At 69.3% G+C, this 26,757-nt stretch carries 26 protein-coding genes; 21 read left to right on the forward strand and 5 right to left on the reverse strand.

Features of this window, described 5'->3' with window-relative positions; all coding sequences use genetic code 11:
- Positions 1-64: 64 nt before the first annotated feature.
- A complete protein-coding gene (locus ACIBTM_RS14235) occupies positions 65-283 on the forward strand; it encodes a hypothetical protein (protein WP_395876939.1) in 219 nt (72 codons plus the stop codon).
- Positions 280-966 (forward strand): hypothetical protein, encoded by a 687-nt coding sequence (locus ACIBTM_RS14240; protein WP_395876940.1) that lies wholly within the window; start codon positions 280-282, stop codon positions 964-966. Before ACIBTM_RS14235 ends, ACIBTM_RS14240 begins: the two co-directional genes overlap by 4 nt.
- Here ACIBTM_RS14240 and ACIBTM_RS14245 read toward each other — a convergent pair.
- Positions 945-4,064: a BTAD domain-containing putative transcriptional regulator gene (locus ACIBTM_RS14245; protein WP_395876941.1), complete on the reverse strand. Its 3,120-nt coding sequence runs from the start codon at positions 4,062-4,064 to the stop codon at positions 945-947. The two genes, ACIBTM_RS14240 and ACIBTM_RS14245, sit on opposite strands and share 22 nt — an antisense overlap.
- A 124-nt stretch (positions 4,065-4,188) precedes the next feature.
- On the opposite strand from ACIBTM_RS14245, the gene ACIBTM_RS14250 reads away from it, so the two are divergent.
- From ACIBTM_RS14250 to ACIBTM_RS14290, 9 genes are all read left to right on the forward strand, one after another.
- Positions 4,189-5,319 (forward strand): DegT/DnrJ/EryC1/StrS aminotransferase family protein, encoded by a 1,131-nt coding sequence (locus tag ACIBTM_RS14250; protein WP_063275930.1) that lies wholly within the window; start codon positions 4,189-4,191, stop codon positions 5,317-5,319.
- A gap of 7 nt (positions 5,320-5,326) precedes the next feature.
- Positions 5,327-6,259 (forward strand): NAD-dependent epimerase/dehydratase family protein, encoded by a 933-nt coding sequence (locus tag ACIBTM_RS14255; protein ID WP_378366780.1) that lies wholly within the window; start codon positions 5,327-5,329, stop codon positions 6,257-6,259.
- Between the two features lie 26 nt (positions 6,260-6,285).
- Positions 6,286-7,482, forward strand: coding sequence for a glycosyltransferase family 4 protein (locus ACIBTM_RS14260; protein ID WP_395876942.1), 1,197 nt, complete (start codon positions 6,286-6,288; stop codon positions 7,480-7,482).
- On the forward strand, positions 7,469-8,095 hold the full coding sequence (locus ACIBTM_RS14265) for an acyltransferase (protein ID WP_360123851.1): 627 nt from the start codon (positions 7,469-7,471) through the stop codon (positions 8,093-8,095). The genes ACIBTM_RS14260 and ACIBTM_RS14265 overlap by 14 nt, the downstream gene beginning before the upstream one ends.
- A 163-nt stretch (positions 8,096-8,258) precedes the next feature.
- The gene (locus tag ACIBTM_RS14270) at positions 8,259-8,603 is read left to right on the forward strand and encodes a Uma2 family endonuclease (protein ID WP_395876943.1); all 345 of its coding nucleotides are present in this window, start codon (positions 8,259-8,261) and stop codon (positions 8,601-8,603) included.
- Between the two features lie 54 nt (positions 8,604-8,657).
- The gene (locus tag ACIBTM_RS14275; protein ID WP_395876944.1) at positions 8,658-8,795 is read left to right on the forward strand and encodes a hypothetical protein; all 138 of its coding nucleotides are present in this window, start codon (positions 8,658-8,660) and stop codon (positions 8,793-8,795) included.
- A gap of 155 nt (positions 8,796-8,950) precedes the next feature.
- Positions 8,951-9,514: a copper resistance protein CopC gene (locus tag ACIBTM_RS14280; protein ID WP_395876945.1), complete on the forward strand. Its 564-nt coding sequence runs from the start codon at positions 8,951-8,953 to the stop codon at positions 9,512-9,514.
- 65 nt (positions 9,515-9,579) lie between these two features.
- Positions 9,580-10,089 (forward strand): SigE family RNA polymerase sigma factor, encoded by a 510-nt coding sequence (locus tag ACIBTM_RS14285; protein WP_016330660.1) that lies wholly within the window; start codon positions 9,580-9,582, stop codon positions 10,087-10,089.
- Entirely contained in the window at positions 10,086-10,817 is a 732-nt protein-coding gene (locus tag ACIBTM_RS14290) for a hypothetical protein (protein WP_395876946.1), read from the forward strand. Before ACIBTM_RS14285 ends, ACIBTM_RS14290 begins: the two co-directional genes overlap by 4 nt.
- Here the strand turns inward: ACIBTM_RS14290 and ACIBTM_RS14295 are convergent, their stop codons facing one another.
- Positions 10,818-11,777 (reverse strand): Gfo/Idh/MocA family protein, encoded by a 960-nt coding sequence (locus ACIBTM_RS14295; RefSeq protein WP_395876947.1) that lies wholly within the window; start codon positions 11,775-11,777, stop codon positions 10,818-10,820. It abuts the gene before it with no gap.
- Complete coding sequence (locus ACIBTM_RS14300; RefSeq protein WP_395876948.1) at positions 11,774-12,880, reverse strand: DegT/DnrJ/EryC1/StrS family aminotransferase; 1,107 nt, start codon at positions 12,878-12,880, stop codon at positions 11,774-11,776. Before ACIBTM_RS14300 ends, ACIBTM_RS14295 begins: the two co-directional genes overlap by 4 nt.
- A 158-nt stretch (positions 12,881-13,038) precedes the next feature.
- On the opposite strand from ACIBTM_RS14300, the gene ACIBTM_RS14305 reads away from it, so the two are divergent.
- The 7 genes from ACIBTM_RS14305 to ACIBTM_RS14335 are packed head-to-tail and all read left to right on the forward strand — an operon-like array spanning position 13,039 to position 19,450.
- Positions 13,039-13,770 (forward strand): UDP-N-acetylglucosamine acyltransferase, encoded by a 732-nt coding sequence (locus ACIBTM_RS14305; RefSeq protein ID WP_395876949.1) that lies wholly within the window; start codon positions 13,039-13,041, stop codon positions 13,768-13,770.
- A gap of 10 nt (positions 13,771-13,780) precedes the next feature.
- Positions 13,781-14,020 (forward strand): acyl carrier protein, encoded by a 240-nt coding sequence (locus ACIBTM_RS14310; RefSeq protein ID WP_005149592.1) that lies wholly within the window; start codon positions 13,781-13,783, stop codon positions 14,018-14,020.
- On the forward strand, positions 14,020-14,745 hold the full coding sequence (locus tag ACIBTM_RS14315; RefSeq protein WP_395876950.1) for an SDR family NAD(P)-dependent oxidoreductase: 726 nt from the start codon (positions 14,020-14,022) through the stop codon (positions 14,743-14,745). The genes ACIBTM_RS14310 and ACIBTM_RS14315 overlap by 1 nt, the downstream gene beginning before the upstream one ends.
- Entirely contained in the window at positions 14,745-16,154 is a 1,410-nt protein-coding gene (locus ACIBTM_RS14320) for an AMP-binding protein (RefSeq protein WP_395876951.1), read from the forward strand. The genes ACIBTM_RS14315 and ACIBTM_RS14320 overlap by 1 nt, the downstream gene beginning before the upstream one ends.
- Complete coding sequence (locus ACIBTM_RS14325; protein WP_395876952.1) at positions 16,151-17,203, forward strand: acyl-protein synthetase; 1,053 nt, start codon at positions 16,151-16,153, stop codon at positions 17,201-17,203. The genes ACIBTM_RS14320 and ACIBTM_RS14325 overlap by 4 nt, the downstream gene beginning before the upstream one ends.
- Complete coding sequence (locus ACIBTM_RS14330; RefSeq protein WP_395876953.1) at positions 17,200-18,444, forward strand: acyl-CoA reductase; 1,245 nt, start codon at positions 17,200-17,202, stop codon at positions 18,442-18,444. Before ACIBTM_RS14325 ends, ACIBTM_RS14330 begins: the two co-directional genes overlap by 4 nt.
- 34 nt (positions 18,445-18,478) lie before the next feature.
- Complete coding sequence (locus tag ACIBTM_RS14335) at positions 18,479-19,450, forward strand: lysylphosphatidylglycerol synthase transmembrane domain-containing protein (protein WP_016330670.1); 972 nt, start codon at positions 18,479-18,481, stop codon at positions 19,448-19,450.
- 354 nt (positions 19,451-19,804) lie between these two features.
- Here the strand turns inward: ACIBTM_RS14335 and ACIBTM_RS14340 are convergent, their stop codons facing one another.
- Positions 19,805-21,742 (reverse strand): DUF6541 family protein, encoded by a 1,938-nt coding sequence (locus ACIBTM_RS14340; RefSeq protein WP_395876954.1) that lies wholly within the window; start codon positions 21,740-21,742, stop codon positions 19,805-19,807.
- 261 nt (positions 21,743-22,003) lie between these two features.
- On the opposite strand from ACIBTM_RS14340, the gene ACIBTM_RS14345 reads away from it, so the two are divergent.
- The 3 genes from ACIBTM_RS14345 to ACIBTM_RS14355 are packed head-to-tail and all read left to right on the forward strand — an operon-like array spanning position 22,004 to position 25,835.
- The gene (locus ACIBTM_RS14345; RefSeq protein ID WP_395876955.1) at positions 22,004-23,614 is read left to right on the forward strand and encodes a hypothetical protein; all 1,611 of its coding nucleotides are present in this window, start codon (positions 22,004-22,006) and stop codon (positions 23,612-23,614) included.
- A complete protein-coding gene (locus tag ACIBTM_RS14350) occupies positions 23,611-25,047 on the forward strand; it encodes a hypothetical protein (RefSeq protein WP_395876956.1) in 1,437 nt (478 codons plus the stop codon). Before ACIBTM_RS14345 ends, ACIBTM_RS14350 begins: the two co-directional genes overlap by 4 nt.
- A 53-nt stretch (positions 25,048-25,100) precedes the next feature.
- The gene (locus ACIBTM_RS14355; RefSeq protein ID WP_395876957.1) at positions 25,101-25,835 is read left to right on the forward strand and encodes a lysophospholipid acyltransferase family protein; all 735 of its coding nucleotides are present in this window, start codon (positions 25,101-25,103) and stop codon (positions 25,833-25,835) included.
- 2 nt (positions 25,836-25,837) lie between these two features.
- Here the strand turns inward: ACIBTM_RS14355 and ACIBTM_RS14360 are convergent, their stop codons facing one another.
- On the reverse strand, positions 25,838-26,653 hold the full coding sequence (locus ACIBTM_RS14360; protein ID WP_395876958.1) for an HAD family hydrolase: 816 nt from the start codon (positions 26,651-26,653) through the stop codon (positions 25,838-25,840).
- Positions 26,654-26,757 lie beyond the last annotated feature (104 nt).

A 26,757-nucleotide genomic window follows, 5' to 3' on the forward strand; every position in this document is an offset into this window, starting at 1 on the left:
ATCGGAATGTCATGTGCCCCGCGCGAAAGTGCTCTCACCAAGGCAACGACAAGCGAGGGAAACCATGCTCAGCAACAAGGTGTACATCATCGGCGGGGCCGTCCTCAGCGTCCTCTTCGTCGCGCTCGCGATGGTCGAGTTCTCCACCGGCTACCCGGAGGACGGCCTGCAGGACCTGCTCTACGCCGTCCTGAGCGCCGGCGCCGGCGCCCTGCTGTACGTCCTCGACCGCCGCCAGCGTGAGCGTCGCGCGGCCGCCGAAGCACAGCGTGACGCCCGATGAGGAATATCGACGGCGGCTTTCTCGCCGCGCCGGACCAGGCCTCGCTCGACCGCCGTGAACGAGACGTGCGCAAGGGCAAGCTCGCACTGCTCCTGACCGTCGCGGGCGGCTTCGTCGCGCTGGTCGCCGGTTACAACGCCTTCGTGGACTTCTCGCCGGGTTCCCTGGTGGTGACGGTGATCGCGCTGGCCGTCGCGGTCGGGGGCGGGGTGCTCACCAAACACCTGACGCGCAACGTGCGGTTCCGGGTGCACAAACCGAACGCGGGCCTGGTCAGTGCCGCGAAGCTGACCGGGCTTCTGGTGGCCTTCTTCGGGATCGCCGCCCTGCTCGGTTCGATCGAGGCGCCCGGTCCGCTGCGCATCGTCCTGATCGCCGGTGGCGTCGGCACCATCGCCTACGTGAAGACGCTGCACGACCAGCAGTGGGTGCTCTTCGAACTGGACGCGGTGGGCGTCCGGATCGAGCGGACCGTCGTGCCCTGGCGTGACGTCACCCGGCTCACCATCGATCCCGTCGGTCCCGGGATGACCCGGCTCGGCGCCGTCCCGGCCAACGCGGCGCCGCTGTACGTCGCGGTCCAGGACACCGAACTCGACCAGCGGCGCCTCTCCGAAGCCGTCGGCCGCTTCGCACCGCAAGGCATCCAACTGGCCGGCGGTCAGAGCTTCCCGGCCAGTTGAGCGGCGCCGCGCAGACCGAGCCCCCGGCGATAGGCCCGGTCGAAGTCGTCGCCGAGCCGCTCCCGCACGGTCGTCCTGAGCAGGGCGGCGTCCAGATCGACGGCGAACGAGGTGCCCCGGATGGTCACCGCCGCCCCGATCAGGACCGCCGCCCGCTCGGCGTCGCCCCGCAGCAGCGCGACGCCGGCGAGGCCTTCGACGGCGCAGGCCACGGTGGTGCTGTCGTGCCAGCGGTCCGCCGACACCAGTGCCACCCGGTGCAGCTCCTCGGCTCCGTCGATGTCGCCCTCGGCGGCCAGTACCCAGCCGAGGGAGATCTTCGCGCCGGCGCGTACCCCCTCGGCCGCGAACGAACCACCGGAACACTCCGCGAGCGCGCGTTCGCTCAACACGCGGGCCGCCGCCAGATCGCCCTCGTGCCGGGCGAGGAACGACAGCCCGACATACCCGGCCGCCCGGCTTTCCGGCATCCCGGCGCGGCGCGCGATCTCGATGGCGAGTTCGAAATCCGCCCGCGCGCCCGCCGCGTCGCCGTGGAGCAGCTTGCTGCCGCCGCGACGGCACAGCAGGTCCGCGTTGTCGTCGGACGCGCCGAGTTCCCGCATCAGCCGCAGGGCCTCGTTCATCGTTTCGAGGGCTTCGGCCTGCCGGTTCGTCCAGGTCAGGATCTGTGACAGATGGTCGAGGGCCAGGGAAAGGCCCCAGCGTTCCCCGATCGAGCGGAACGCCTGAGCCCCCTCGCGCAGGAATTCCTCCGCCGTGTCGAGTTCGCCCTGCATCAGCGCGCGGAGACCGTAGCCGGTCGGCGCGAGGGCGAGACTCCAGGCGTCGCTGTTCGCCAGCAGCGCCCGGCCGCGTTCGATCAGCGCGTCGTCGTCGGGCGGGCCGGTCACGACACCCATCAACAGCAGCAGCGCCGGGTTCCGGGGTGACTTGACGAGGCTCAGCATATGGCCCTCCACCACCGGAAGGTGCGGGTCGAGCGCCTCGTGGCCCCGCAGTCCCGCGGCGGCGGTGAGCACGCAGAGCTGGTGCTCCTCTTCGAGACCGTCCGGTGCCCGCTCTCCGAGCCGTTTGACCACTTCCAAGCACAGCGTCGAGCCCTCGAACCGGCGACCGCGCATCCACCAGTACGTCACCAGCGAAGCCGAAAGCCGGAGCGCGATCCGGACGTCGGACTCGGCGGCCCAGCGCAACGCGGCGAGGAGATCGTCGTAGGCGGCGTCGAGCCGGTCGAGCCAGCGCAGCTGGTCGCCGGTGCGCAGCATCGGATCCGCTTCCTCGGCGAGGACGAGGAAATACTCGGCGTGCCTGCGCCGCATCCGCTCGGTTTCGCCCGCTTCGGCGAGTTTCCCGGCGAAGAAGGCCCGGATCGTTTCGAGCATCCGGTACCGGTCGCCGCCGCGTTCGACGAGCGATCTGTCCACAAGGGACGGAAGCAGCTCCGCGGTGTCCGGCACGGCGCAGACCGCTTCGGCGTCGGCCAGCGTCGTGCCGCCCGCGAAGACCGTCAGCCGCCTGCCCAGCAGGCGTTCGTCCTCGTCGAGCAGATCCCAGCTCCACTCGACGACGCCGCGCAGGGTCCGATGCCTGCTCTCGGCCGTCCGGCTGCCCCGCGAGAGCAGCCCGAACCGGTCGTCCAGCCTGGCCGCGATCTCGCCGATCGGCAGCGTCCGCACGCGCGCGGCGGCGAGTTCGATGGCCAGCGGCAACCCGTCGAGCGCGGCGCAGACCCGCTGGACGTCGCCCGCGGTGGTGCCGTCCACGGCGAATCCCGGGTCACCCGCCCGCGCGCGGTCGGCGAACAGCCGGACGGCGGCGAACTCCAGCGATCTGGCGGGCGGCGTGCCCGGCGGTGGCACGGCGAGCCGCGGCACGGGGGAGACGACCTCCCCGGTGATACCCAGCGGTTCGCGGCTGGTGGCGAGCACCCGCAAGGCCGGGGCCGCGCCGAGCAGCCGGGCGGTCAGCTTCGCGGCGGCCTCGACCAGATGCTCGCAGTTGTCGAGCACCAGCAGTACCGCCCGATCCGCCAGCGCGTCGATCAGCCGGTCCAGCGGCGCGTTCTCCACCGGTGCGGTGACCGTCCCGCGCGGGACGGTCCGCAGGCCGAGCGCGGTCAGCACGGCGTGGGCGACGTCCGACTCCTCGGTGTACGGCGCGAGTTCGACGAAGATCGCCGGGAGATCCATCGCGGCAGCGGTCTCGATGGCCAGCCGGGTCTTGCCCGTCCCGCCGGGGCCGGTCAGCGTCACCAGCCGTGAGCGGTCCAGCAGCCCGAGCACGTGCCGGAGGTCGCCTTCGCGGCCGATGAAGCTGGTGAGCTGCGCGGGAAGCGGTGCGGTCGTGGTCTTGACCGGCGGCGTTTCACCCCGCAGCACTGCCAGATGCGCGGCGGCGAGATCCGGTCCTGGGTCGGCACCGAGCTCGTCGGCCAGGACCCGGCGGGCGTCCTCGAACGCGGTCAGCGCGTCGGCCTGACGGCCGGCGGCGTGCAGGGCGCGGATCAGCAGCGCGCGGGGCCGTTCCCGCAGCGGCTGCTCGTCGATGACCTCGCGAAGCTCGGCGAGGACGTCTTCGTGTCTCCCGAGCTTGAGAGCGGCCTCGGCACGGTCTTCGATCGCCGACGTCTTCAGCTCGTTCAGCCGCGTGACCTGCGGATCCCTGAACGGCGCGTCGGTGATGTCCGCGAACGCCGGACCGCGCCAGAGACCGAGAGCGTCACGAAGCAGCTCGGCCGCTTTCGTGGCGTCTCCCGCCGCGAGAGCGCGCCGTCCTTCGGCGGCGAGCCTCTCGAACCGGTGGACGTCGACGTCGTCGGGGTCGACGACGAGGCGGTAGCCCGCCGGGCTGAACTCGACGGGCGCGAGCTCCTTCAGCGCGCCGCGCAGCCGCGAGACCTGCGATTGCAGCGCGTTCGCCACGCCTTCGGGTGGCTGTTCGCCGTACAGGCCGTCGATGAGCCGCTCCGCGGGGACGACCCGGCCCGCCTCCAGCGCGAGCAACGCGAACAGCGTCCGGACCCTCGGCCCGCCGACCGGGACGGTGGTGCCGTCCTCGCGGCGCACCTCCGTCGCCCCCAGCACGCGGAATCGCATGGTTAGAGGTTAGGGGGTCGTTTACCTGGGCGGATCCAGCCCGCCCGAGATCGGCCGAATGGCGTCTATACACTTCGCCGGGTCCCCACGCAATGGGAGAGGGCGGCGGGAGAGGGTAGAGGAAATGTCTGAGCACGAACCCGTGGTCCTCGGTCAGCCGACCGTCGGCGACGAAGAGCTCGCCGCGGTGGCGGAGGTGTTCCGGTCCGGCTGGCTGGCCGGTGCCGGTCCCGCCTGCCGCCGTTTCGAGGAACGCTTCGCGAAGACCGTCGGCACCGCGCACGCCCTGACCACCAGCAACTGTGGCTCGGCACTCTTCCTCGGGCTGCGTGTGCTCGGCGTGAAGCCGGGCGACGAGGTCATCGTCGGCGACTACACGTTCCCCGCCACCGGCCACGCCGTGCTCCAGGCCGGCGCGACCCCGGTGTTCGCCGACATCCGCCCGGACGTGTGGAGCGCCGACCCGGCGTCGATCGAAGCGCTGATCACCCCGCGCACGGTCGGCATCCTGGCCGTCGACGTCGCCGGGCAGCCCGGTGACTTCGACGAGTACCGCGCCATCGCCGACAAGCACGGCCTGTGGCTCTTCGAGGACGCCGCCTGCGCCGCGGGCGCGACGTACAAGACCCGCCCGGCGGGCAGCCTCGCCGACCTCGCCGCGTTCTCCTTCCACGGCCGCAAGGGCATCACCGCGGGCGAAGGCGGCGCACTGGTCTCGGACCGCGAGGACCTCATCGCGCACGCGCGCAAGCTGCACACGTACGGCATCGAGCCCGCCATCACCCGCGAGGGTTCCGGCGCGCTGCCGATCCCGGAGTTCCACGAGCTGGGCTACAACTTCCGGCTCTCGGACGTGCAGGCCGCGATCATGAACGTCCAGCTCGACCGCCTCCCGGACCTGCTCTCGGCCCGCCGTTCGGTGGCCAAGCGCTATCACGAGGCGTTCGAGAACCTGCCCGGTCTCGACGTCCCGGTGGAGCTGCCGGACCGCGAGCATCCGTGGCAGGCCTACATCCTCACCGTGGCCCCGGAGATCGACCGCGACGCGCTCGCGCTGCGGATCCGCGAGCAGGGCGTGCAGTGCAACTTCGGCACCTACGCCTCGCACCTCCAGCCCATCTACGGCAAGAAGCAGACCTTGCCGGTATCGGCGGACCTCTTCGCCCGTCATCTCGCCATCCCGATGCACGCCAACCTCACCGATGCCCAGGTCGACCGGGTCATCGGGACCGTCAGCGCCGCACTGCCGAGCTAGGAGAGAAATGCCCGACAAGAAGGTCCTCTTCACCGGGGGCGGCGGTTTCATCGCCGCGCACGTCATCCCGATGCTGATCGAGGGCGGCTACACCGTCCGCGTCTTCGACAACATGACGCGCGGCGACCGCGCCAGGATCAACGAGTTCGTCGCCACCGGCAAGGTCGAACTGGTCGAGAAGGACGTGCGCTACGGCGGCGCCGTGCGTGAAGCCATGCGCGGCTGCACCCACGTCATCCACTTCGCCACCGTGTCGATCAACAAGTCGGTCGCGGACCCGCACGAGTCCATCGACATCAACATGGTCGGCAACCACAACGTCTTCGCCGCCGCGGCGGACGAGGGTGTCGAGCGGCTCGTGTTCGCCTCGACCGCGTCCGTCTACGGCGACCCGAAGCGGCTGCCGATGCACGAGGACGACGAGCTCAAGCCGCTCACGCCGTACTGCATCTCGAAGCGCGCGGGCGAGGACATGCTCGGCTTCTACGAGCGCACCAAGGGCCTGTCCTGGAACGCGCTGCGGTTCTTCAACGTGTACGGCCCCGGCCAGAAGATCGAGGCCTACTACACGTCGGTGATCAACCACTTCATCCAGCGCCTGCGCGCCGGCCAGCCGCCGATCATCGACGGCCGAGGCGACCAGTCGATGGACTTCGTGCACGTCACCGACCTGGCCCGCGCCGTCGTCGCCGCGCTCGAATCGGAGCAGGCGAACCTGCCGATCAACATCGGCACCGGCATCGACACCTCCATCGCGACGCTGGCGAAGATCCTCATCGACGCCGTCGGCGTGAACGTCGAGCCGCTGTTCAACGAGCGCGACGTGCTGGTTTCGCGGCGTGCCGCGGACATCACCCGTGCCCGCGAGGTCCTCGGCTGGGAGCCGAAGATCTCGGTGGAAGAGGGCATGTACGAACTGGTGAAGGCTTCGGAGGGATGACCGCCGGGCCAGGGGAGAGCCGCCCCATGCGCATCGCTGTCGTCAACAACTTCTTCCCGCCGAGGGTGGGCGGAAGCGCGCACATGGCGGCTTCCCTGGCCGAGCAGTACGCGGCGCGCGGGCACGAGGTGCTCGCGATCACCGCCGCGTACGCCGACGCCCCGGCCGACGAGACGAAGGACGGCTACCGCGTCGTCCGCCTGCCCGCGGTGAAGATGCCGCAGCTGGGCTTGTCGATCGACTTCGACATGAGCTTCGCCTCGCTGCGGCCGGGGAACTGGCGGCGGCTGCGGAAGCTGCTGGACGAGTTCAAGCCGGACGCGATCCACCTGCACGGGCAGTTCTTCGACCTGTCGTGGCTGGCCGGACGGTACGCGCGGCGGCACAAGCTGCCGATGCTGCTGACCATCCACACGCTGCTGATCAGCGACAACAAGCTGTACGGCGGCGTCTTCCGGTTCCTGGACACCGTGCTGGTGAACCCGATCCTGCGCTACCTCAAGCCGCGGTACGTCATCCTCGACAAGCTCGGCGTCGACTACTGCGTCGAGCGCTACGGCACGAGCGACGCGAACTCGGACTACTTCCCGATCGCGGTCGACACCGGGAACTTCGAGAAACCGCTGACGAAGGATGTCCGGGAAGAGCACGACCTCGGCGACGGTCCGGTGATCGTCTCGCTCGGGCACGTGATCCCGCTGCGCAACCGGCTGCCGCTGGTCGAGGCACTGCCGTCCATTTTGGACAAACACCCCGGCGTGAAGGTGGTCGTCGTCGGCCGCGTGTATCACGACGTCTTCCTCAAGCGGGCGGAAGAACTCGGGGTCGCGGACGCCATCATCGTCACCGGCGCCGTGCCGAAGGCGGACGTCCCCGCGTACTTCGCCGCCGCCGACATCGTCACGCACGATCTCAACGGCGGCTGCGGCACCGCGTCGCTGGAGGCGATGCTCTCGGGCACCGCGACCATCGCGTCGGTCACCGAGGACAACTACCCGGGCATCGAACTGCGCAACGGCGAGAACATCCTGCTGGTGCGCCCGGACGACAGCGAGGCGGTGGCGAACACCGTCATCGAACTGCTCGACGACCCGGAGAAGCGGGCTTTGGTGGCACAGCGGGAAAGCGCGATGGTGCGGGCCAACTTCGGCCTCGACGTCGTCGCCGAAGAACACCTGCGTACCTTCGAGAAACTGGTGACCGAGGCCGATGTTCTTCGATGACGAGCGCAGCAACCGGCTGCGCCCGCAGATCCTGACCGAGCTCGTCTCGCAGTACATGAACGACGCCGAGCGCGCTCGTTTCTACGGGCTGCCGGAGTCGACCCGGGTCCGCGAACGCGTCAAGATCATCAGCCCGGAGAACCTGAAGATCGGCGAACACTGCTGGATCGGCGAAGGCGCCGCGCTCGACGCGAGCGGCGGGCTGGAGATCGGCGAGCACACCAGCATCGGCCTGAACACGCTGATCTTCACGCATTCCAGCTGGCTCGCGAATATGACGCTGCAGAACCACTCCGGCAGCGACCTCATCGAACGCAAACCCGTGAAGATCGGCAAAGGCTGCTTCATCGGCGGCCTCGTGGTGATCATGGCCGGTGTCACGATCGGCGATTTCGCCACCGTGCAGCCGAATTCCGTGGTCGCCAAGGATGTCCCGCCGCGCAGCCTGGTGGCGGGCAACCCGGCCCGGGTCTTCCAGAAGTACGACGACGAGTACATCCAGTCCGAAGTGGAGCGTGTGCGCGGCGAGAACGCGCGGCGGCGCGCGCTGGCCGAGGAGCGCGGGGACGCCGCTGGTTCTTGGGGTGCTCCGGCGGGCGACTTCACGGAGTAGCTAGAGCCGGTCGGAAGACTGTGTCGCGAAAGCCACTTTCGCGACGTCTGATGTCCCGAAAGTGGCTTTCGCGACACACGTGTGCGGCTCCGCAAGAGCGCGATCGTTCACCACGGTATCGAGTGATGAATCCCGCCTCGATCCCGCAGTATGTTCGATGCCGATGCCTGAGGTGACTCTCGACGAATGGGCGGCCATGCCGCTGAACCGGGCCGAAGTGAGGCGCGGCGTCTTGGTCGCTGCACCTTTCCTGGACGTCCGGCACCAACTGGCGGTCACGCGGCTGGCGTACTTCCTGGACGAGCGCTTTCCGGATCTGGTCGCCCTCGCCGGAGTCGAGCTGTTGCTCGCCGAGGAGCCCTTGACCATTCGTGTGCCGGACGTACTCGTCACGAGTTCCACCGAGCTGAATGCTCGCCGGGCCTCGCCGTCGGACGTGCGGCTGGTCATCGAGGTGCTGTCCGAGGGCACGGTTCGCACCGACAGGGTCACCAAGTTCTCCGAGTAAGCCGAAGTCGGCATCGAGCACTACTGGATCGTCGACCTCGACGCTCCGGCGAGCATGACCACCTACCGTTTGATCGACGGCGAGTACGAGAACTTCGGCGAACACACCGGCAAGGTGAGCCTCGACTTCGACGGCACGTCGCTCACGCTCGACCTCGACGCGCTGACCACCCGCCACGCGCAACGTCCGTAGCTGTCATGAACGACCCTTTCCTGACGAAAAACGTCAGGAAAGGGTCTTTCATGACACACGACCGGGGCGGCGACCCAAGCCGACCGGGAACCACCACCAACCCGGCGCCGACTACTAGGCTCACCGGGGGAGTCCCCCGGTGAGAAGGGTGTCAGATGAGGTTCAAGCGGTTCGGTGCGTCGTTGCTGGTCACCGGGTTGGCCCTGCTGGGCACCGCGTCCCCGGCGCTCGCCCATTCGGAGCTGAAGAGCAGTGACCCGGCGAGGGGCGCTTCGCTGGCGACGCCCCCGACGCAGGTCAAGCTGACCTTCTCGGGCCCGGTCACCCTCGCCGACGACAACCCGATCCAGATCACCGGCCCGGAGAACGCGTCGTGGACGGTCGGCCGCGCGGAGGTCGCCGGAACGGTCGTCACGGCGCCGGTCCAGGCCGTCGGCCCCGCGGGCGAGTACACCCTCCGCTACAAGGTGACCTTCGACGACTCGCACGCCACGAGCGGCTCGGTGAAGTTCAACCTCAGCGTCGCGGCGGCCGCCCCGAGCAGCCAGGCCCCGACGAGCAGCCAGGCTCCGCAGAGCAGCAGCGCGGCGCCGGCGCCGCAGGCCGCCGAAACCACTCCCGATGACCTGGTGCCGGCCTGGGTGTGGATCGTCCTCGCGGTGGCCGTGGTCGTGGCGGGGATCGTCGTCGCGCTCCGGTTCACTCGTCGGAAGGACTGAGTTTTACGGCAGCGGTCAAGGCAACCTTTCAGGTGGTCAACCGTCGAACGGAGATGAGGACCAGGGTGGCTCGCGGCGATGACGAGTTCGTCGAGTTCGTGCGGAACTCGGCGACGCGTCTTCAGCATGCGGCCTACCTGCTCACCAGCGACCGTCATCAGGCCGAGGACGCCACCCAGACGGCGCTCGCCAAGACGTACGCGGCCTGGTCGCGGGTACGCCGCAAGGACGCCTACGCGTACGCGCGGCAGGTCCTCGTCAATCACGTCATCGACGGCTGGCGGCGCCCGATCCGCGAGAACGCCACGGAGGACATCCCCGAGCAGCCGAGCGGCCTCGACGTCGCCGGTGCCGTCGTCCAGCGGAAATGGCTGCTTGACGCGTTGCGTACGCTCACAGACCGGGAGAGGGCCGTCGTGGTGCTCAGGCACTTCTTCGATTTGAAGGAATCCGACGTGGCCGGCGAATTGGGTGTCTCGGTCGGCACCGTGAAGAGCACCAATTCCCGCGCCCTGACCAAGCTGCGGATCACCGCGGAGGACGGAACGGAACTGATCGGCGGGCTGGGACGATGACCGACCTCGAGACGCTGCGTTCGGCTTTGCGGGAACCGCCCGCCGAAGGGTTCGCCGAGCCCGACCTCGGCGCGATCATGACCAAGGGCAGGCGTATCCGCCGTCGCCGCCGCCTCGCGACCGGCGCGGGCGGGGTCGCCGCCGCCGTGGTGACGGTGCTGGTCATCGTCGGCGCGGTCGCGCTGAGGGAGCCCGCTCAGCAGCCGCTTCCACCCGCCGCGAGCGCGCCCGCGGCGCCCGTCCCGGCACCGGTGAGCCCGTCGGTCACCGAGGCTCCGTCGGTCTCCCCGCTCGGTGACGTGATCCCGCTCGGGCTCAAGGGCGAAGGGGGCCGTGAGCTGGTGATCTACGCGTCCGAGATCGACGAGCCGTCGATGCCGGACGTCCGGTTCGGCCTGCAGGTCGCGTACCGGAGCGGCGCGGGCGAGTACGAGGCGCTCCTGTCCGCCAACGAATTCAAGGGATCCGACCGGTCGTTCGGCTTCCACGCCGTGGACGGCGGAGACCTGGTCCAGGGCACTTTCGTGCCGGTGTTCGGCTACTTCTCCGGTCCGGCGGTGCGGATCAGCAGCACCGTCCGCGGGAAACCGGTCGAGGCCAAGGTGATCCCCTGGAGCGAGGACCCGTCGGTCGTCATCTTCTGGTTCGACGGCGCCCAGGTGGAGTCGCCGTACGTGCTGACCCCTCTCGTCGCGTACGACGCGAAGGGCCAGCGCCTCACCAAATGATCAGGCCGCGGCCTGCGTCAGCACCTGGTCGACGACGGCGTGCGACGGCAGGATCAGGTCCCGCTCGACGTCGGCGTCGACCTTGCCTTCGAGCAGGTCGACGAACCGGTCCAGCTGCGTCGCGAGCGGCTCGCGCGCGGTGACCAGTTCCGGGATCTCGATGACGGTCTGCTGCCGGTAGCCGAGGCCGTCCTCGGTGACCGAGTCGTGCGAGACGTGCCGGTAGATGGTGACGTCGCGGCGGAGCAGGTCGATCTCGATCATGCGGTCCAGTTCGGACACCCACAGCGAGCGGACCTTGCGCTGGCCGAGACGGGACGCCGAAACCGTGGCGAGCCCGGACTCGAACGACAGCACAGTCTCGATGGTGTCCTCGGCGCCTTCGACCGAGCTCGGGTGGAAGTAGCCGGCGCCGGAGGCGACCCGCTGCGGGGTCGCGCCGCCGAAGAACTGGATCGCCAGGTCGACGTCGTGCACCAGGAGGTCCCACGCGACACCGGTCTTGATACGCGGCGCGTACGGGCCGTGGCGGCGGGCCATCAGGTGGATCGGCTCGTTGACCAGCGCCCGCGCGGTCATCACGGCCGGGTTGTAGCGTTCCAGGAGCCCGCACATCAGCGGGACGTCCTTCTTCGCCGAGAGCCCGACGATCTCCTGGGAGAATTCGAAGCTGTTGCACACCGGCTTCTCGACCAGCATCGGCTTGCCCTGGCCCAGGATCTCCTGCGCCAGCTCGTAATGTGCCTCGGTGGCCGAAGCGAGCACGACAGCGTCCACATCGGACAGTGAGCCGATTTCGGGCGTCCACTGGGTTTCGTAGCGTTCGGCGACCTTGCGGCCGGCCTCTTCGCGCGGGTCGATCACGCGGACGAGGTCCACGCGCTCGTTCGCGGCGAGGACACGGGCGTGCAGCGAGCCCATGTTCCCGGTGCCGATGAGGGCGATCTTGTGCGTGGTCATGCGCCGAGTACCTCGCGAACCGTTTCGATGATGGTGTCCAGATCGGACTCGGAAAGGTGCGGGTGCACCGGCAGGGAAAGCGCCTGCGCGGCGACGGAAGCGGCCACCGGGAAGTCCTCGACGTTCGCGTCGGGGATGAGCGGGTTGTTCCGGTAGCAGTCGTAGTCGAAGACGATCTTCGGGTAGTAGATCCCGTTGCCGATACCCCGCTCGGTGAGCGCGGCGGCGAGCTCGTCACGCGAGAGGAAGGCGTGCGGGCCGACCAGCACGGTGTACTGGTGCCACACGTGTTCGCGGCCCGGCAGGACCTGCGGTATGTCGAGACCCGGGGTGCCGGCGAGGCCTTCGGAAAGGCGCTTCGCGTTGGCCTGGCGGGCGGCGGTGAGCTGGTCCAGCTTCTCCAGCTGCGGGATGCCGACGGCGGCGTGCAGGTCGGTCATCCGGTAGTTGTGCCCGGCGACCTCGTACTGGTAGCGGGCGCGCATGCCCTGGTTGCGCAGCACGCGCAGGCTGTCGGCCAGCTTGTCGTCGTCCGTGGTGATCACGCCGCCCTCGGCGGTGGTCACGTTCTTGGTGGCGTACAAGGAGAAGCAGCCGATCCCGAAGGAGCCGGACGGTTTGCCCTCGAACGACGCTCCCACGGCCTGCGCGGAGTCCTCGATGATCTTGAGACCGTGCTCGGCGGCCAGCGGCGCGAGCTTGCCCATGTCCGCGGTCTGCCCGTAGAGGTGCACGGGCATGAGGACCTTGGTGCGGTCGGTGATCGCGGCGGCGACGGCGTCCGGGTCGATCGCGAAGTCGTCGCGCCGGATGTCGGCGAAGCGGACGGTCGCGCCGGCTTCCAGGATCGCGTTCAGCGTCGCCACGAAGGTGAACGGCGAGGTGACGACCTCGTCGCCCGGCTTGAGGTCGAGCGCCTGGATGGCGGCGACCAGCGCGGTGGTGCCGTTGTTGACGGCGATCGCGTGCTTCGTGCCGGAAACGCTCGCGAACGCGTCCTCGAAGCGCTTGACCATCGGTCCCTGTGCGATGGCGCCGGATCGCAGCACCTCGACGACGAGGTCCTCCGCGTCACGGACGTCGACCACGGTAATGGGGATCATCTGCAAGTCTCTCTCGCCTGGGCGTTCTGGTGCGTCCGGTACAGTGAGCCGCCGGTTCTGCGCCCGGCCGCCCCCTCTGGCGCGGGCCACACGTTACCGGGACCGCCGAAGCGCCCATTACCCCAGGCTGCCTCCAGCCACAACGAACGGAACTTCACGTGGTGAACCGCATCCACCCGACAGCAGTCATCGGCGAGGGTGTCGAGCTCGGCGAAGACAACGTCATCGGACCGTTCACGGTCATCGTGGGCCCCACCCGGATCGGGGACGGCAACTGGATCGGCCCGCACGTGACCATCGGGACCCCTGGTGAGGACCGCGGCCGCGAACACCCAGCCGCCTGGGAAGCCGCGCCGAGCGGTGATCCCGATCACGACGGCCACGGCGTCGTCATCGGCAGCCGGAACCGGATCCGCGAGTACGTCAGCGTCCACCAGGGCACCTGGCGCACGACCACCATCGGCGACGGCGGCTACTTCCTCCGCGGCTCCCACATCGCCCACGACTGCCTGGTCGAGGACGCCGTCACGGTCGCCTCGAACGTCATCACCGGCGGCCACTGCCACATCTGGTCCGGGGCGAACCTCGGCATGGGCGCGATCCTGCACCAGCGGGTCGTGATCGGCCCCGGCGCGATGGTCGGGATGAGCTCCGCGGTCCGCAAGGAAGTGGGCGCGTTCACCATCGCCGTCGGCAACCCCGCACGGGTGACCGGCGTCAACACGGTGGGACTTTCCCGCCGCGGCCTGGACGAGGCCGCCATCGAGGCGCTGGGACCGTGGCTGAAGGGTAAGGCCGGTCTCCCTGAGGACGGGCTGGCCGACCGGCTGCCCGGCGACCTCTCTACCTTGGTGAAGGCGTGGGACGCCCGTCCACGCGACGATCATTAGGAGTACGGACATGGCGGAAGTCGCCGGCAAGCTGCGTGAGGTCTTCGTCGAGGCGCTGGACCTCGATGGCGAGGTCGACGTCGAAAACCTGAAGTACCGCGACATCGAAGCCTGGGACTCGGTCGGTCACATGGCGCTGGTCGCGGCCATCGAGGACGAGTTCGATGTGGAGTTCGACACCGACCAGGTGATCGACATGTCCAGCTTCAAGGTCGCCGTCGACATGGTGACCGACCTCCAGTCCAAGTGATGCTGGACGGAAAGGTCGCCCTGGTCACCGGGGGTACCCGGGGTATCGGGCTGGCCACCGCGCGGGCGCTCGCCGAGGCGGGCGCCACCGTGGTGCTGACCGGCCGCGACGAGGCGAAGGCCAAGGAAGCGGCGGCCGCGGCGGGGGCCGCGAGCGGGCTCGCCCTGGACGTCACCGACGCCAAGGCCGTGTCGACGCTGGTCCGCGGGGTGGCCAAGGAGCACGGCAAGCTCGACATCGTGGTCGCCAACGCCGGGATCATGGAGGACGCGCTCCTCGGCATGATCCGCGAGGAACTGGTCGACACCACGCTGAGCACGAACGTCGCCGGCACGCTGCACACCGTCCAGGCCGCGGCCAGGGCGATGATGCGCAAGAAGACCGGCGCCATCGTGGTGCTGGCCTCGATCGTCGGCGAGCACGGAAGCGCCGGTCAGACGGTGTACGCGGCCTCGAAGGCGGCGGTGGCGAACATCGCGCGTTCGGCCGCGAAGGAACTCGGCCGGTCAGGGATCCGGGTCAACGCGGTGGCGCCCGGCGTCATCGACACCGACCTGACCTCGGGCCTGACCGAGGAGGCCAAGGCCGAGAACATCGGCAAGACCCCGCTCGGGCGGCTCGGGACGCCCGAGGACGTGGCGAACGCGATCCGGTTCCTCGTCAGTGATGACGCTTCGTTCATCACCGGCCAGGTGCTGGGCATCGACGGAGGATTAGTTCTCTGATGACCCTTTTGGGTGTGGGTGCACGACTCATCGACGTCACGAGCGGCAGGACGCTCGAGGGCGAGGAACTCGACACCGAGGTCACCCGCGTGGGTGCCGCGTTGTCGCTGCTGCCGCCGGGCGCGCTGTTCGCGCGGATGTCGGTGGACCTCCCCAGCGTCCTGAACTACCTCGGCGCGTTCGAGGCGGGCCGCGCGATCGCGCTGATCGACCCGGCGCTGGACGCCGACGTGCTGGCGGGGCTCATCGAGCGTTTCCGCCCGGCCGCCGTGCTGTCCGCGCCGGACGCGCCCGCACCCGAGGGGTACGGCGTCTCCGACGGCCACTGGGTCCGGGAGTCCGCCGAAGGTGTCGAGCCGCATCCGCATCTCGCGGTCCTGTTGCCGACCAGCGGTTCCACCGGGAACCCGAAGCTGGTCCGGCTTTCCCGCGGCGCGATCTTCGCCAACGCCGACGCGATCGCCGAGGTGCTCGGCATCGACCGCCACGAGATCGCCCCGACCAGCCTCCCGCTGCACTACAGCTACGGCCTGTCCGTGCTGAACTCGCACCTCGTCCGCGGCGCGACCGTGGTCATCGAGCCGTCGGGCGTGCTGGGCCGCGGGTTCTGGGACGCGGTCAACGAGCACAAGGTCACCTCGCTCGCGGGGGTGCCGTACCACTACGAGATGCTGCGGCGCCTCAAGTTCGACCCGGCGAAGTACCCGACGCTGCGCACGCTGACCCAGGCGGGCGGCAAGCTGCGTGACGACCTCGTCGCCCAGTTCAACGACAAGATCCGCGAGGCGGGCGGGCGGATGTTCGTCATGTACGGGCAGACCGAGGCCGCCCCGCGGATGACCACCGTCCCGGCGGAACGGCTCGCGGAGAAGCTCGGTTCGGCCGGGCCCGCGCTGCCCGGCGGTGCGTTCGCCATCCGGCGCGAGGACGGGTCCGAGACCACGCATCCGAAGATCGTGGGCGAGGTCGTCTACCGCGGGCCCAACGTGATGATGGGCTACGCCGAGGACGAGGCCGGGCTGGCCGCGGGCGACGAGTACGGCGGCGTGCTGGCCACCGGCGACCTCGGCTACCTCGACGAGGACGGGTTCCTCTACATCACCGGTCGCCTCAAGCGGATCGGCAAGGTCTTCGGCAACCGGGTCAGCCTGGATGATCTCGAGCACGCCGTGCGTTCGGCTTCGGTGGGGATCGACGTCGTGGCCGCCGTCCCGGCCGGGGACAAGGTCGTCCTGTTCGCCGAGTTGCCTGAGGGCGACGGAGCCAAGGCCATCTGCAAGGACGCCGCGAAGGCGCTGTCCGAGCGGCTGCACCTGCACACGAGCGGGTTCGACGTCCGCCCCATCGACACCGTGCCGCTGCTCGCCAGCGGCAAGATCGACTACCGGTCGCTGGAGGCCCAGGTATGAGCGTCTTTACGTTGTCCCAGGCGGAGCGCGAGAAGCAGCTGCTTCCGCAGCTCGCCGAACTGACCGCGCACCACCGCGAGAACTCCGAAGGCTACGAGCGCATCCTCTCGTCGCTCGGCATCGCGCGGGACGCGTCGTTCGCGTCCATCGCGGAGCTGCCGTGGCTGCCGGTGCGGATGTTCAAGACGCACGACCTGCGCAGCATTCCCGAGTCCGAGATCTTCAAGACGCTGACCTCCTCGGGCACCACCGGCGCGGGCGCGTCCCGGATCTACCTGGACAAGGACGCCGCCGCCGCGCAGACCAAGCAGCTCGGCGCGACGCTGCAGGAGGTACTCGGCGGCGAGCGCCTGCCGATGCTGATGGTCGACACGATCGGCATCATCAAGAACCGCCGCTCGTTCTCCGCGCGCGGCGCGGGCGTGCTGGGCATGGCGAACTTCGGCCGCAAGCACACCTACGTGCTCGACGAGAACGACCAGCCGGACGTCGAGGCGGTCAAGACGTTCCTGGCGACGTACGGCGACAAGCCGTTCCTGATCTTCGGCTTCACCTTCATGGTGTGGCAGTACCTCTACGAGGTCGCCCGTGAGTACAAGCTCGATCTCTCCAACGGGATCCTGATCCACTCCGGCGGCTGGAAGAAGCTGATCGACCGCGCGGTGGACAACACCGAGTTCCGTCGTCGCTTCAAAGAGGACACCGGGCTCACCCGCATCCACAACTACTACGGGATGATCGAGCAGATCGGCACCGTGTTCCTCGAAGGACCGTCCGGGAACTCGTTGTACTGCCCCGATTTCGCCGATGTGGTGATCCGGAACCCGGAGACCTGGGAAGAGCAGCCGGTCGGCGAGCCCGGGGTGATCGAGGTCGTCAGCACGCTGCCGCGTTCGTACCCCGGCCACGTCCTGCTCACCGAGGATCTCGGCGTCTACAACGGGATCGACGACGGCGACTGGCCGGGCAAGCACTTCTCGGTCATGGGCAGGCTGCCCAAGGCCGAGGCCCGCGGTTGCTCGGACACCTTCCAGGGGGCGGCGGCATGAGCACACTGAACCAGCGTTTCCCGCTCGGCGACGCGATCGAGGTCTCCTCGCTGGTCGAAGAGCTGCGGGCCGAGCCCGTCGGCGGACGGCTGCGCGTGGGCGACCCGCGCGTCGTCGAGTTCCTGACGAAGTTCGCGCGCAAGCTGCTCGCGCCCGCGACGGCCCGCCGCTTCCCGGAGCTGGCGTCCCTCGGTTTCTTCCTGCGCAAGGGAGAGATCGCCAAGGCACTGTCCACTTTGGAGACTTCTGGCGACGCGCTGCGCTTCCCGCGCGGGCTGGTCTTCCACGTGCCGCCCGCCAACGTCGACACGATCTTCGTGTACTCGTGGGCGCTTTCGGCGCTGGCGGGCAACCACAACGTCGTCCGCGTCTCCTCGCGTTCGGCCGGTGCCGCCGAAACGGTGCTGGAGGCACTGAACGCCGCACTGTCCGAAGTGGACGCCGGCACCGCCGCCGCGATCACCGCGACGCAGCGCATGGTCACCTACGACCGCAGCGACGCGATCAGCGGCGCGCTGTCGGTCGCCGCGGACCTGCGGGTGATCTGGGGCGGCGACGCTTCGGTCGCCGCGCTGCGCAAGTACCCGCTCGCGCCGCACGCGCGCGACCTGACCTTCCCGGACCGGTCGTCGTTCGCGGTCGCGTCGGTGCGCGGCTGGCAGAACGCCTCCGAGGCCGAGCGGCGCGGTGCCGCCGAGGGCTTCTACAACGACTCGTACTGGTTCGATCAGGCCGCCTGTTCGTCGCCGCGCGCGGTGTTCTGGGTCGGCGAAGAAGACGGCGCCCGCGAAGCCGGGCAGGAGTTCCGGAAGCTGCTCGCCGAAGTGCTGGCGGCGAAACAGCACGTCACCGAGCCGGCCATGGCCGTGCAGAAGCGGGTCTCCGCGTACGGCGCGGCCGTCGACGGGCTCGTCGACGGCATCGAGTTCCAGGGCAACGGCATCGCGACGCTCGAACTGGCCGACCCCGCGGTCCTGCCGCGTGAATGGCTCGGCGCCGGCACTTTCGCCAACGCGCGGGTCGACACGCTTTCCGACCTCGTCCCGATCGTGCTCCGCAAAGATCAAACCGTCGGTCAATTCGGCTTCACCAAAGAAGAATTGACGGAATTCGTGACGGAATTGGCCGGCCGCGGCGTCGACCGGGTCGTTCCCTTCGGCTCGGCCCTGACGTTCTCCGCGATTTGGGACGGCTACGATCTGCTGGCCGAGTTCAGCCGCTTGGTGACCGTACAGGCCTGACCTGCGGTGACGAGGTAGCAGCAGAGGAGGTTCAGTGACGACGGTCGAAACGCCCGAAGAGGACACTTCGGTTGCGGTAAAACAACCGAAATCCACGAAGGCGAAGATCCTCGACGTCGTCCGCTGGATCGCCATCCTGCTGGTCGTCGGTTTCGCGGCGAAGACATTGGTCACCAATTGGGGTGAATTCTGGCGGACCTTGTCCGAGGTCGCGTGGGAATCCTCCACGTTGAGCCTGCTCGCGCTCATCGCCGCGATCATGGTGTCGACCTACGGCTGGCAGGTCATGGTCGACGACCTCGGCAAGCCGATCGGCTACGCCCGCGGCGCGCAGATCTGCCTCGTCGGTTCGCTCGGCAAATACGTGCCGGGTTCGGTGTGGGCGTACCTGCTGCAGATGGAACTCGGGCGCAAGGCCGGGCTCGCCAGGGCCCGGATCTTCACCGGCTCGCTGATCCAGCTCGGCGTCGGCGTGGTGTCCGCGCTGGTCGTCTCGCTGCTCGCCGCCCCCGCGGTGTTCAGCAACAGCCCGCGGGCGCTGTGGCTCTTCGTGCTCATCCCGGTCGGGCTCGCGATGCTGCATCCGCGGGTGCTCACCTGGGGCACGTCGCTGGTGCTGCGGATCCTGCGCCGCCCGCCGCTGGACCACCGGCTGAGCTGGTCGGTCGTCGGGAAGGTCTTCGGCTCGTCGACGGCCGCCTGGGCGCTGCAGGGTGTCCACCTGTGGCTGCTGGCGAACTCCGTCGGCACGCCGGGATTCAGCGGCTTCGTGCTGTGCGTCGGCGCGATGGCTGTCGCGATGACCGTCGGGACGTTCGCGTTCATCCTGCCCAGCGGGGTCGGCGTCCGCGAGGTCGCGCAGGTCGCCGTGCTCACCGCCTCGGGCCTCACCGTCGTCCAGGCGACGGCCTTCGCCATCGCCTCACGGGTGATGTTCACCGTCGCCGACCTGATCACCGCCGGCGGCGCCGCCCTCTCGGCCCGCCTCGTGACCTCCCGCGTTTAGTCCTCTGAATGCGGTCGGTGTAGCTGGTCGCCACTCACGAGACGTGCCCATCGCTTCGGTGGTTGTGCGTGTCTGAGGGGACGGCGCATGTGACCAGGTGGGCGACACGTGTGACTGGATGGACGACACACATGTCACCGGGGCCTGGCCCCGTGTCGTCCGCCTGATCACGCGTGTCGGCCATCCAGTCACGCGAGATCGCCACCCGCGCAGCGGCAGAGGCAACTGAGACAGGGTCGGTTCTAACCGAATCTCCACTCACGACCCTTATCCGGCATGGGCTGAAGGCTCCCTTCGTCGCATCAGACGCGGTGAAGGGAGCCTTCAGCCCATGCATTCAGAGGACGAAACGCGTCAGGGGTTCACCCGGTAGATCACCGCGTCGGCGTTCCGGTACACCTCGGTCACGAAGTTCAGGCCGTCCAGATCACGCAGCCCGGCCTGACGCGGGGCGCCGGTCGGGTAGCCGTACTGCCCGAGGATCACCCACCGCACGTTCAGCCGCGCCACCGCCGCCCGCACCTGGGGGTTCGACGGGTACTCGCGGAAGTGCCACTCCAGCAACCGCGCGTCCGACGGCGACAACGTCTCGTCGAAATGCCCGGAAGTCGTGCGGACGCCGGAGAGCGCGTAGGTCCACACCGTCCCGTCCAGGCGATCGTTCAGCGCGCGCTCGCCGGGTTTCGCGAACTCGGCGAGCTTCTCCATCGCGACGACCTCGTCCGGGCTCACCGGCAGTTTGTGCGGGTTGACGCCGGGGGTGTTCGCGTAGCCGGGCGCGACCTTCGCCGCGTTGGACGGCGCGTAGAAACCGTTGCTGAGGAAGGCGAACGCGCCGAACACCACCACCGCGACGGCGAACGCGGGCACCTTCCGGTGCGCGACGCTGTCCCGCAGCCATGCCTGCGTCTCGGCGAGGCCGTGCGCCGCGATGATCGACAGCGGGACCGCCGCCATCGACATGAACCGGTACGGGTCGTTCCACCACGGCCGGGACAACGCCAGCACGAGCGGCTGCTCGGACGACGTCACCGCGATGTAGGCGAGCCCGGTGATCAGCGCCGTGACCCCGATCCAGCGCAGCGCGCCCGCGCGCGAGAAGAAGATGAAGCCCAGCAACAACGCCACTGAAAGCCAGAGCTGCGGATACGGCTCGTGGTGCTGGAAGCCGAGCAGCGCGCCGAGCGCCGTCGTCGCCCGCCATTCGACCGGCCAGCTGCGGTAGGGCACCTCGCCGTTCGCGAGCCCGATCGCGCCGAACAGTTGCAGCGACGCCACCAGGATCGCGACGACCCCGACGATCGCCAGCGCACGCAGGTCCCGGCCGATCCGCCGCCACCGTGCACCGGGTGCGATCCAGCGTTGCAGCAGCAGCGGACCGGCGAACAGGATCGCGCCGAACAACGCCGACGAGTGCACGCACAGCAGTCCGACGGCGCTCACCGACAGTACGAAACCGGTGTCGGGCGCGGGCCGGTCGAGATACCGCTTCACCGCGACGGCGGCCAGCGGGGTCAGCGCGAGGCCGAGCAGGAACGGGAGCAAAGGTCCCCTGCTCATCGATTCGTACAGGCCCATCACCGGCGCGATGGAGACGAGGGCGACGGCCCCCGCGAACACCGCGCGCCCCCGGAACACGCGCACCATCGTGACCAGCGACAACGCCAGCAGCGCCGGCAGCAGCGCGGTGTTCACGTCCAGTGCCAGCGGGATGGTCGCCGGGCTGAGCAGGTACACCACGGACGCGAGCAGGTGGTACGCGTTGGGGTAGAACACCGGCGCCGCGTCGCCGTACCAGTTCACCTCGCCGGTGCCGAACAGGCTGCCGTCCCCGGTTTCGGCGATCTGGCGGACGCCGTTCGCGTGATACACCGCGTCGAACCCCTGCGGGATGGCGTCCAGCCTGCCCATCCCGCGCACCACCGCGTACATCCCGACGGCGGCCGCGAGCAGCAGGCACGCCCCGACGGCGAGGTGCCCGGACCGTCCCCACAGCGGTTCCTCCGGTGCGGGCGGCCACCGGCGCAGCGTGAGCCGCCGCAGGCCGAAGGCGACTCCCGCGAACAACACCGTCGCGACCGCGTACGTCACCGGATTGAACGGGATGCCGAGCGCGGCCGCCCATGGCCCCGCGAGCCCGCCGATGGCGTAACTCAGCAAGGGCGTCATCCCCGCGAGCACCCAGCCGCGCAGGCCGGCGGCGAAACCGGTGAGCAGACCTGGAAGGCCGATGACGAGCAGCGCGACGCCCACGGTGAGGACGTCGGCCGACAGGGAGGTGTGGGTGGGCACGGGCTACCTCGGGTGGGGAATCCGCACAGAACCCCCGAGGTGCGGAACGGAATGGGACGCCAGATTAACCGCCCGGGACCGTTACCCGAAGGAGTCACATCCCGCCGGGGAAAACCGTCCGTCCTCGTTTACTCGGCGCACACATCACTCGCCCATTCGAGTCAATTGACTGCGCCGAAAGAAACACCTTGCCGCGATGATCGATACTTGACCGTAGTCTTTCGTCAGGGGAGCGGCTCGGCCCGGGAGGGTGGGGATCAGGTGGTGATCGCGCTTGTCGTCGCCTGGGCAGCTGTCGCGATCTTCGTACTGGTGGCCTGGCCCAAGATCGGCGCGGACAAGGGCTGGCGCGCCGCCGCGCTGATGCTGACCCTCGGCTTCTCGCTGGTGCACCAGCTGGTGTTTTCGACCATCGCGGAGGACGCGTACATCTCTTTCCGATACGCCCAGAACATCGCCGACGGCAATGGGCCGGTGTTCAACACCGGCGAGCGGATCGAGGGTTACACGAATTTCCTCTGGATGATCATGATCGCGTTGCCGAAGGCCGCTTTCGGGGCCGATATCGAGGCCTCCGCGGTCGTGCTCGGCATTCTCGCCACGCTCGGCGCGGTCCTGCTCGCGTACGTGACGGTGAACCGGGTGGTCGCGCGGGCCGTAGGCGACCCGCGACCCGCCTACGGGGTGGCCGCCGCGGTGCTCGTCGCCGGAGCCGGGGGTCTCGCCGCGTACGGCGGATCCGGCACCGAGACACCCTTGTTCGTGCTGCTCTTGTTCGGCGTCTTCGCCGCGCTCGCGGCCCGGCGACCGGTGGTCGCGGGGGTGCTCGTGGCCTTCGCGATGATGACGCGGCCGGCGGGGATCCTGCTCGCGGTGCTGGTGGGCTGCTGGCTGGTCGCCGCCGCCCTGCGCGGCCGGTACACCTGGTGGTCGCCGGTGGCCTGGCTGCTCGGCGGGCTCGTCTTCGCCGCGCCCTGGACGGCCTGGCGGGTGACCTACTACGACCACGTCCTGCCGACCTCGGGCGTCATTCCCTTCGATCTCGACGTCCGGTCCCGGATCGACCACGGTTGGCAGTACCTGTCGGGTTTCTCGGTGGTCCACCAAGGATTCCTGCTGCTCGGCCTGATCTCGGTGGTGGCGCTGTCGCTGCGCCGCACCGGCCGGACCCCGCACGAGGCCGAGGCCAGGTCGCTGATCTGGCTGATGCTCGTCACCGCCGTCGCGCTCACCGGTTTCGTGGTCTTCTTCGGCGGTGACGCCGCGCCGGCCTGGCGCTTGCTGGCGCCGATCCCGCCGCTGCTGTCGGTGGCGGCGGTCTCGGTTTACGGCGTGCTCGTCGCGGCCGCGAAGCCGAGCCCTCGGCCTCGGCCACCGATCCAGCGGCTGATGCCCGCCGCCGCGGTGACGTTGTCCGGGCTCGCGGTGCTGGTGTCGGTGTTCAGCCCGGAGATGCTGGAGCGGGTGCGCGCCTGGCACGACCACGGCGCGCAGATGGAGGAGATCGGCCGCTGGCTCGACGCCTACCTGCCGCCCGGTTCGGTCGTGAGCACGTCGGCGCCCGGCGTGGTGTCGTACCACGCCGGGACGCAGCTGCCCATCGTCGGCGTCCGTGGCCAGACGGAGGAACTGGGCGAGGCCGTCGTTTCCCGGCGGCATCCGACGATCGCCGTCATCACCGACAGCGGCTATTCGGCGAAGCAATCCTGCGTGATCGACCCGGCGTACGTGGCGAGGTACCGCGTCGCGACCTTCGCGCGTGAAGGAACCTCGTCGTGGATCACCGTGTTCCTGCGGGCGGACGTCGAGCGGACGGTCAGGTCGGCCCTCGACCGCTCACCCGATTTCCGCCACGTACCGTGCCCTTCGTGAGTGTCGTTTCCCCCAGCAGACCGGCAGTGATCGAGGCATCCTCGCGCCTGTTCGGCTTCGGCGTGTTCGCCGCCGCGCTCGCCGTGTTGCTGGTGCGTTTTCTCGTGCCGAGGCCGGTCGCGATGGCCGACAACGGTGACGGTTTCCGCGTGCTGTGCGGCGCGGGCATCCCGTGGAAGGGGAAGCCGGAGGGTTTCGTCCACCTCGCCTACACCGTCCCGGCCGGCGAATGCGACGCCACCTATCTCCTGAGCCAGAGCTGGTTCGCGCGGATCGCGCGGTCGATCGGCGGGCTGTTCGGCCTCGAATCGACGCTCAGCCTGGTGGTGCTGGGTGTGCTCACCAGTGTTCTCGCCGCCGCCGCGGTCGCGTTGATCGTCGTCGGGCTGCCGTACTCGCGCCGCGTCCGTGGCTTCGCGGCTGTGGGGCTGCTACTCGTCGTCGCGGACTCCGCGTTCTTCGGCTACTTCGCGTCAGTGCTCGGCGAAGGCGCCGCGTTCCTCGGTCTCCTGCTGGCCGTCGGCGGCCTTCTGGTGTCCGCGAGGCCAGGCTGGTGGCGCTACGCGGGCTTGGCCGTGCTGCTCTTCGGCGGCGTGGTCGCGGTCAACGCCAAGGTCCAGACGCTGATGATCCTGCCGTTGCTCGCGCTCGCCGCACTGCTCGTCCGCCCGGAGGGCGTCGGCGGCCTCAGGCGCTGGCTTCCCGTGGTGTTCGTCATCGGCGCGCTCGCCGGAAGCACGGCGTACGCGCAGCAGACCGTCGAGCCCGCGAAGCTGCCCGACGGCTCTCTCGCCGCGCGGCCAGGCGACGATTCGCGTGAGATCAACATGTTCAACACGATCTTCTTGACCATTGTGGACGGTCGGCACGACACCGGGGCCGACCTCGCCGCTTTGGGGCTGCCCACCTCGTTCGGCCAGTACGCGGGCAACGGCTGGTGGCATCCCAAGCCCGCGACACTGGACCCCGAGTACCCGAAGTACCGCGAGCGGATCAGCAGGCGCAACGTCGTCGAGTACTTCGCGACGCATCCCTTCCGCACCGTCGAGATCCTGGACCGCGCGGCGGGTGATCTGCTCACCGCGCGGCCGCCGTACCTCGGCAGCTTCGACCAGTCGGCGGGCTTCGCCCCGGAAACGCAGGAGTATCGCGTCCCGATCGTTTCGACCGTGACGAAACTGCTGGCCCCGCTGGGTTTCTTCGCCTTGCTGCCGATATGGGCCCTGATCGCCTGGCGTGGCTGGAAGACCCGGCGGACCGCGCTGGGTGTCACGCTGGGTTTCCTGCTCGCCGTCGCCGCCGGGCAGTTCGTGCTGGCCGCGCTGGGCGACGGGCTGGAGAACGTCAAGCACCAGGTGATCGCGCTGTACTGCACGCTGCTCGGCGTCGTCCTGGCGGCGGTGACCTTCGCACGTCAGGAGCGCTCGGAGTGATGTGACCTACGCGACCGTAGGTTGGTTACCCTACGGTAGCGTAACCTGAACGAATGGCTGAGCTCGTTTACCCGCCCGTCATCATGGCGGCGAAGTTGATGTTCCGGGTGCTGGACAACCGCATCCGGGTGGAGGGGACCGAGCACATCCCGTCGACGGGCGGGGCGGTCATCGCCTGCAACCACGTGAGCTATCTCGACTTCATCTTCTGCGGGCTCGGCGCGCGACCGGCGAAACGCCTGGTCAGGTTCATGGCGAAGAAGGAGATCTTCAGCAACCGCGTCGCCGGGCCGCTCATGCGCGGTATGCACCACATCTCCGTCGATCGCGGCGCCGGTCTCGCGTCGTACCGGGAAGCCGTCGAGCGCCTGAAGGCCGGGGAGGTCGTCGGCGTGTTCCCCGAAGCCACGATCAGCCGGTCGTTCACCGTGAAGGACATCAAATCCGGCGCCGTCCGGATGGCCGCCGAGGCGGGGGTCCCGGTCGTGCCGATGGCGCTGTGGGGCACGCAGCGGCTGTGGACCAAGGGCCGTCCGAAGGACCTCACCAAACGCCACGTCCCGATCTCGATCCTCGCCGGCGAGCCGATGCACCCGAAGCCCGACGAAGACGCCGAAGTCCTTTCGAAGGACCTTCGCGTGCGGATGTCCGCGCTCGTGGACCGCGTCCAGGCCGGCTATCCGGAGAAGCCGGCCTCCGACGACGAGCGCTGGTGGCTGCCCGCGCACCTCGGCGGTACCGCGCCGACGCCGGAAGAGGCCGCGAAGCTCGACCGCGAAGGCCGCTAGCCCTAGAACCAGCGTTCGAGCACCTGCGCGACGCCGTCCTCGGAGTTCGGTCCCGTCACCTCGTCGGCGACGTCGAAGACGTAGCGGTGCCCGTTCGCCATCGCGACACCGTGCCCCGCCCAGCCGAGCATCTCGACGTCGTTGGGCATGTCCCCGAACGCGATCACCCGCTCGGCCGGGACGCCCAGGCGCTCGGCGACCTCGGCCAGCCCGGTCGCCTTGGTGATGCCGTGCGCGGCGACCTCGATCAGCCCGGTGTCGGTCGAGTAGGTGATGTCGACGGAGCCGTCGAGCACCTCGCGCGCCGCCCGCGCCATCTCGTCGGAGCTCATCCCGCGCCTGCTGATCAGCAACTTGATCGCCGGATGCCCGAGCACCTCGGCCCGCGGCGCCTCCGCGCCCTCGTGGTTGCCCCACGGATTGTGGTAGTCGGGCTCGATCACGAAACTGCGGACGCGCGGGTCCTGCGCGGACTCGCCGACCCGCTCCGCGGCGAACCGGCAGCCGGGCAAGGCGTGATCAAGAGCACTCACGGTGTCGTGCAGCAGCGTCGGTTCCAGCAGGCCGTGGACCGCCACGATCCGGTCCGTCCCGATCTCGTACAGCACCGCCCCGTTCGCGCAGACCGCGTACCCGGTGAGACCGAGCGGGTTCGCGATCGGGGCGACCCAGCGCGGCGGACGGCCGGTGGCCAGCACGAAGGGGACTCCGTCCTCGGTGACACGCCGGACGATGTCGATCGTGCGTTCGGACAGGACCTCCAGCGGGGCGAGCAGGGTGCCGTCGACGTCGGATGCGATCAAGAGGGGCTTTTCCACCGGCACATTGTCCCCGAAGATCCGCCCATCGGGCGAAGTGTCGGCGGGCACCGATACCTCCGCCTTCCTCCCCGCCACCACCCTCAAAGGAGAAGCTTCGCTCC

The sequence above is a fragment of the Amycolatopsis sp. NPDC049868 genome (assembly GCF_044461365.1).
Taxonomy (GTDB): domain Bacteria; phylum Actinomycetota; class Actinomycetes; order Mycobacteriales; family Pseudonocardiaceae; genus Amycolatopsis.

Coding starts and splice junctions, on each gene's coding strand:
- ACIBTM_RS14235 (WP_395876939.1), top strand. CDS start 65: ATGCTCAGCAACAAGGTGTACATCATCGGCGGGGCCGTCCTCAGCGTC.
- ACIBTM_RS14240 (WP_395876940.1), top strand. CDS start 280: ATGAGGAATATCGACGGCGGCTTTCTCGCCGCGCCGGACCAGGCCTCG.
- ACIBTM_RS14245 (WP_395876941.1), bottom strand. CDS start 4,064: ATGCGATTCCGCGTGCTGGGGGCGACGGAGGTGCGCCGCGAGGACGGC.
- ACIBTM_RS14250 (WP_063275930.1), top strand. CDS start 4,189: ATGTCTGAGCACGAACCCGTGGTCCTCGGTCAGCCGACCGTCGGCGAC.
- ACIBTM_RS14255 (WP_378366780.1), top strand. CDS start 5,327: ATGCCCGACAAGAAGGTCCTCTTCACCGGGGGCGGCGGTTTCATCGCC.
- ACIBTM_RS14260 (WP_395876942.1), top strand. CDS start 6,286: ATGCGCATCGCTGTCGTCAACAACTTCTTCCCGCCGAGGGTGGGCGGA.
- ACIBTM_RS14265 (WP_360123851.1), top strand. CDS start 7,469: ATGTTCTTCGATGACGAGCGCAGCAACCGGCTGCGCCCGCAGATCCTG.
- ACIBTM_RS14270 (WP_395876943.1), top strand. CDS start 8,259: ATGCCTGAGGTGACTCTCGACGAATGGGCGGCCATGCCGCTGAACCGG.
- ACIBTM_RS14275 (WP_395876944.1), top strand. CDS start 8,658: ATGACCACCTACCGTTTGATCGACGGCGAGTACGAGAACTTCGGCGAA.
- ACIBTM_RS14280 (WP_395876945.1), top strand. CDS start 8,951: ATGAGGTTCAAGCGGTTCGGTGCGTCGTTGCTGGTCACCGGGTTGGCC.
- ACIBTM_RS14290 (WP_395876946.1), top strand. CDS start 10,086: ATGACCGACCTCGAGACGCTGCGTTCGGCTTTGCGGGAACCGCCCGCC.
- ACIBTM_RS14295 (WP_395876947.1), bottom strand. CDS start 11,777: ATGACCACGCACAAGATCGCCCTCATCGGCACCGGGAACATGGGCTCG.
- ACIBTM_RS14300 (WP_395876948.1), bottom strand. CDS start 12,880: ATGATCCCCATTACCGTGGTCGACGTCCGTGACGCGGAGGACCTCGTC.
- ACIBTM_RS14310 (WP_005149592.1), top strand. CDS start 13,781: ATGGCGGAAGTCGCCGGCAAGCTGCGTGAGGTCTTCGTCGAGGCGCTG.
- ACIBTM_RS14315 (WP_395876950.1), top strand. CDS start 14,020: ATGCTGGACGGAAAGGTCGCCCTGGTCACCGGGGGTACCCGGGGTATC.
- ACIBTM_RS14320 (WP_395876951.1), top strand. CDS start 14,745: ATGACCCTTTTGGGTGTGGGTGCACGACTCATCGACGTCACGAGCGGC.
- ACIBTM_RS14325 (WP_395876952.1), top strand. CDS start 16,151: ATGAGCGTCTTTACGTTGTCCCAGGCGGAGCGCGAGAAGCAGCTGCTT.
- ACIBTM_RS14330 (WP_395876953.1), top strand. CDS start 17,200: ATGAGCACACTGAACCAGCGTTTCCCGCTCGGCGACGCGATCGAGGTC.
- ACIBTM_RS14355 (WP_395876957.1), top strand. CDS start 25,101: ATGGCTGAGCTCGTTTACCCGCCCGTCATCATGGCGGCGAAGTTGATG.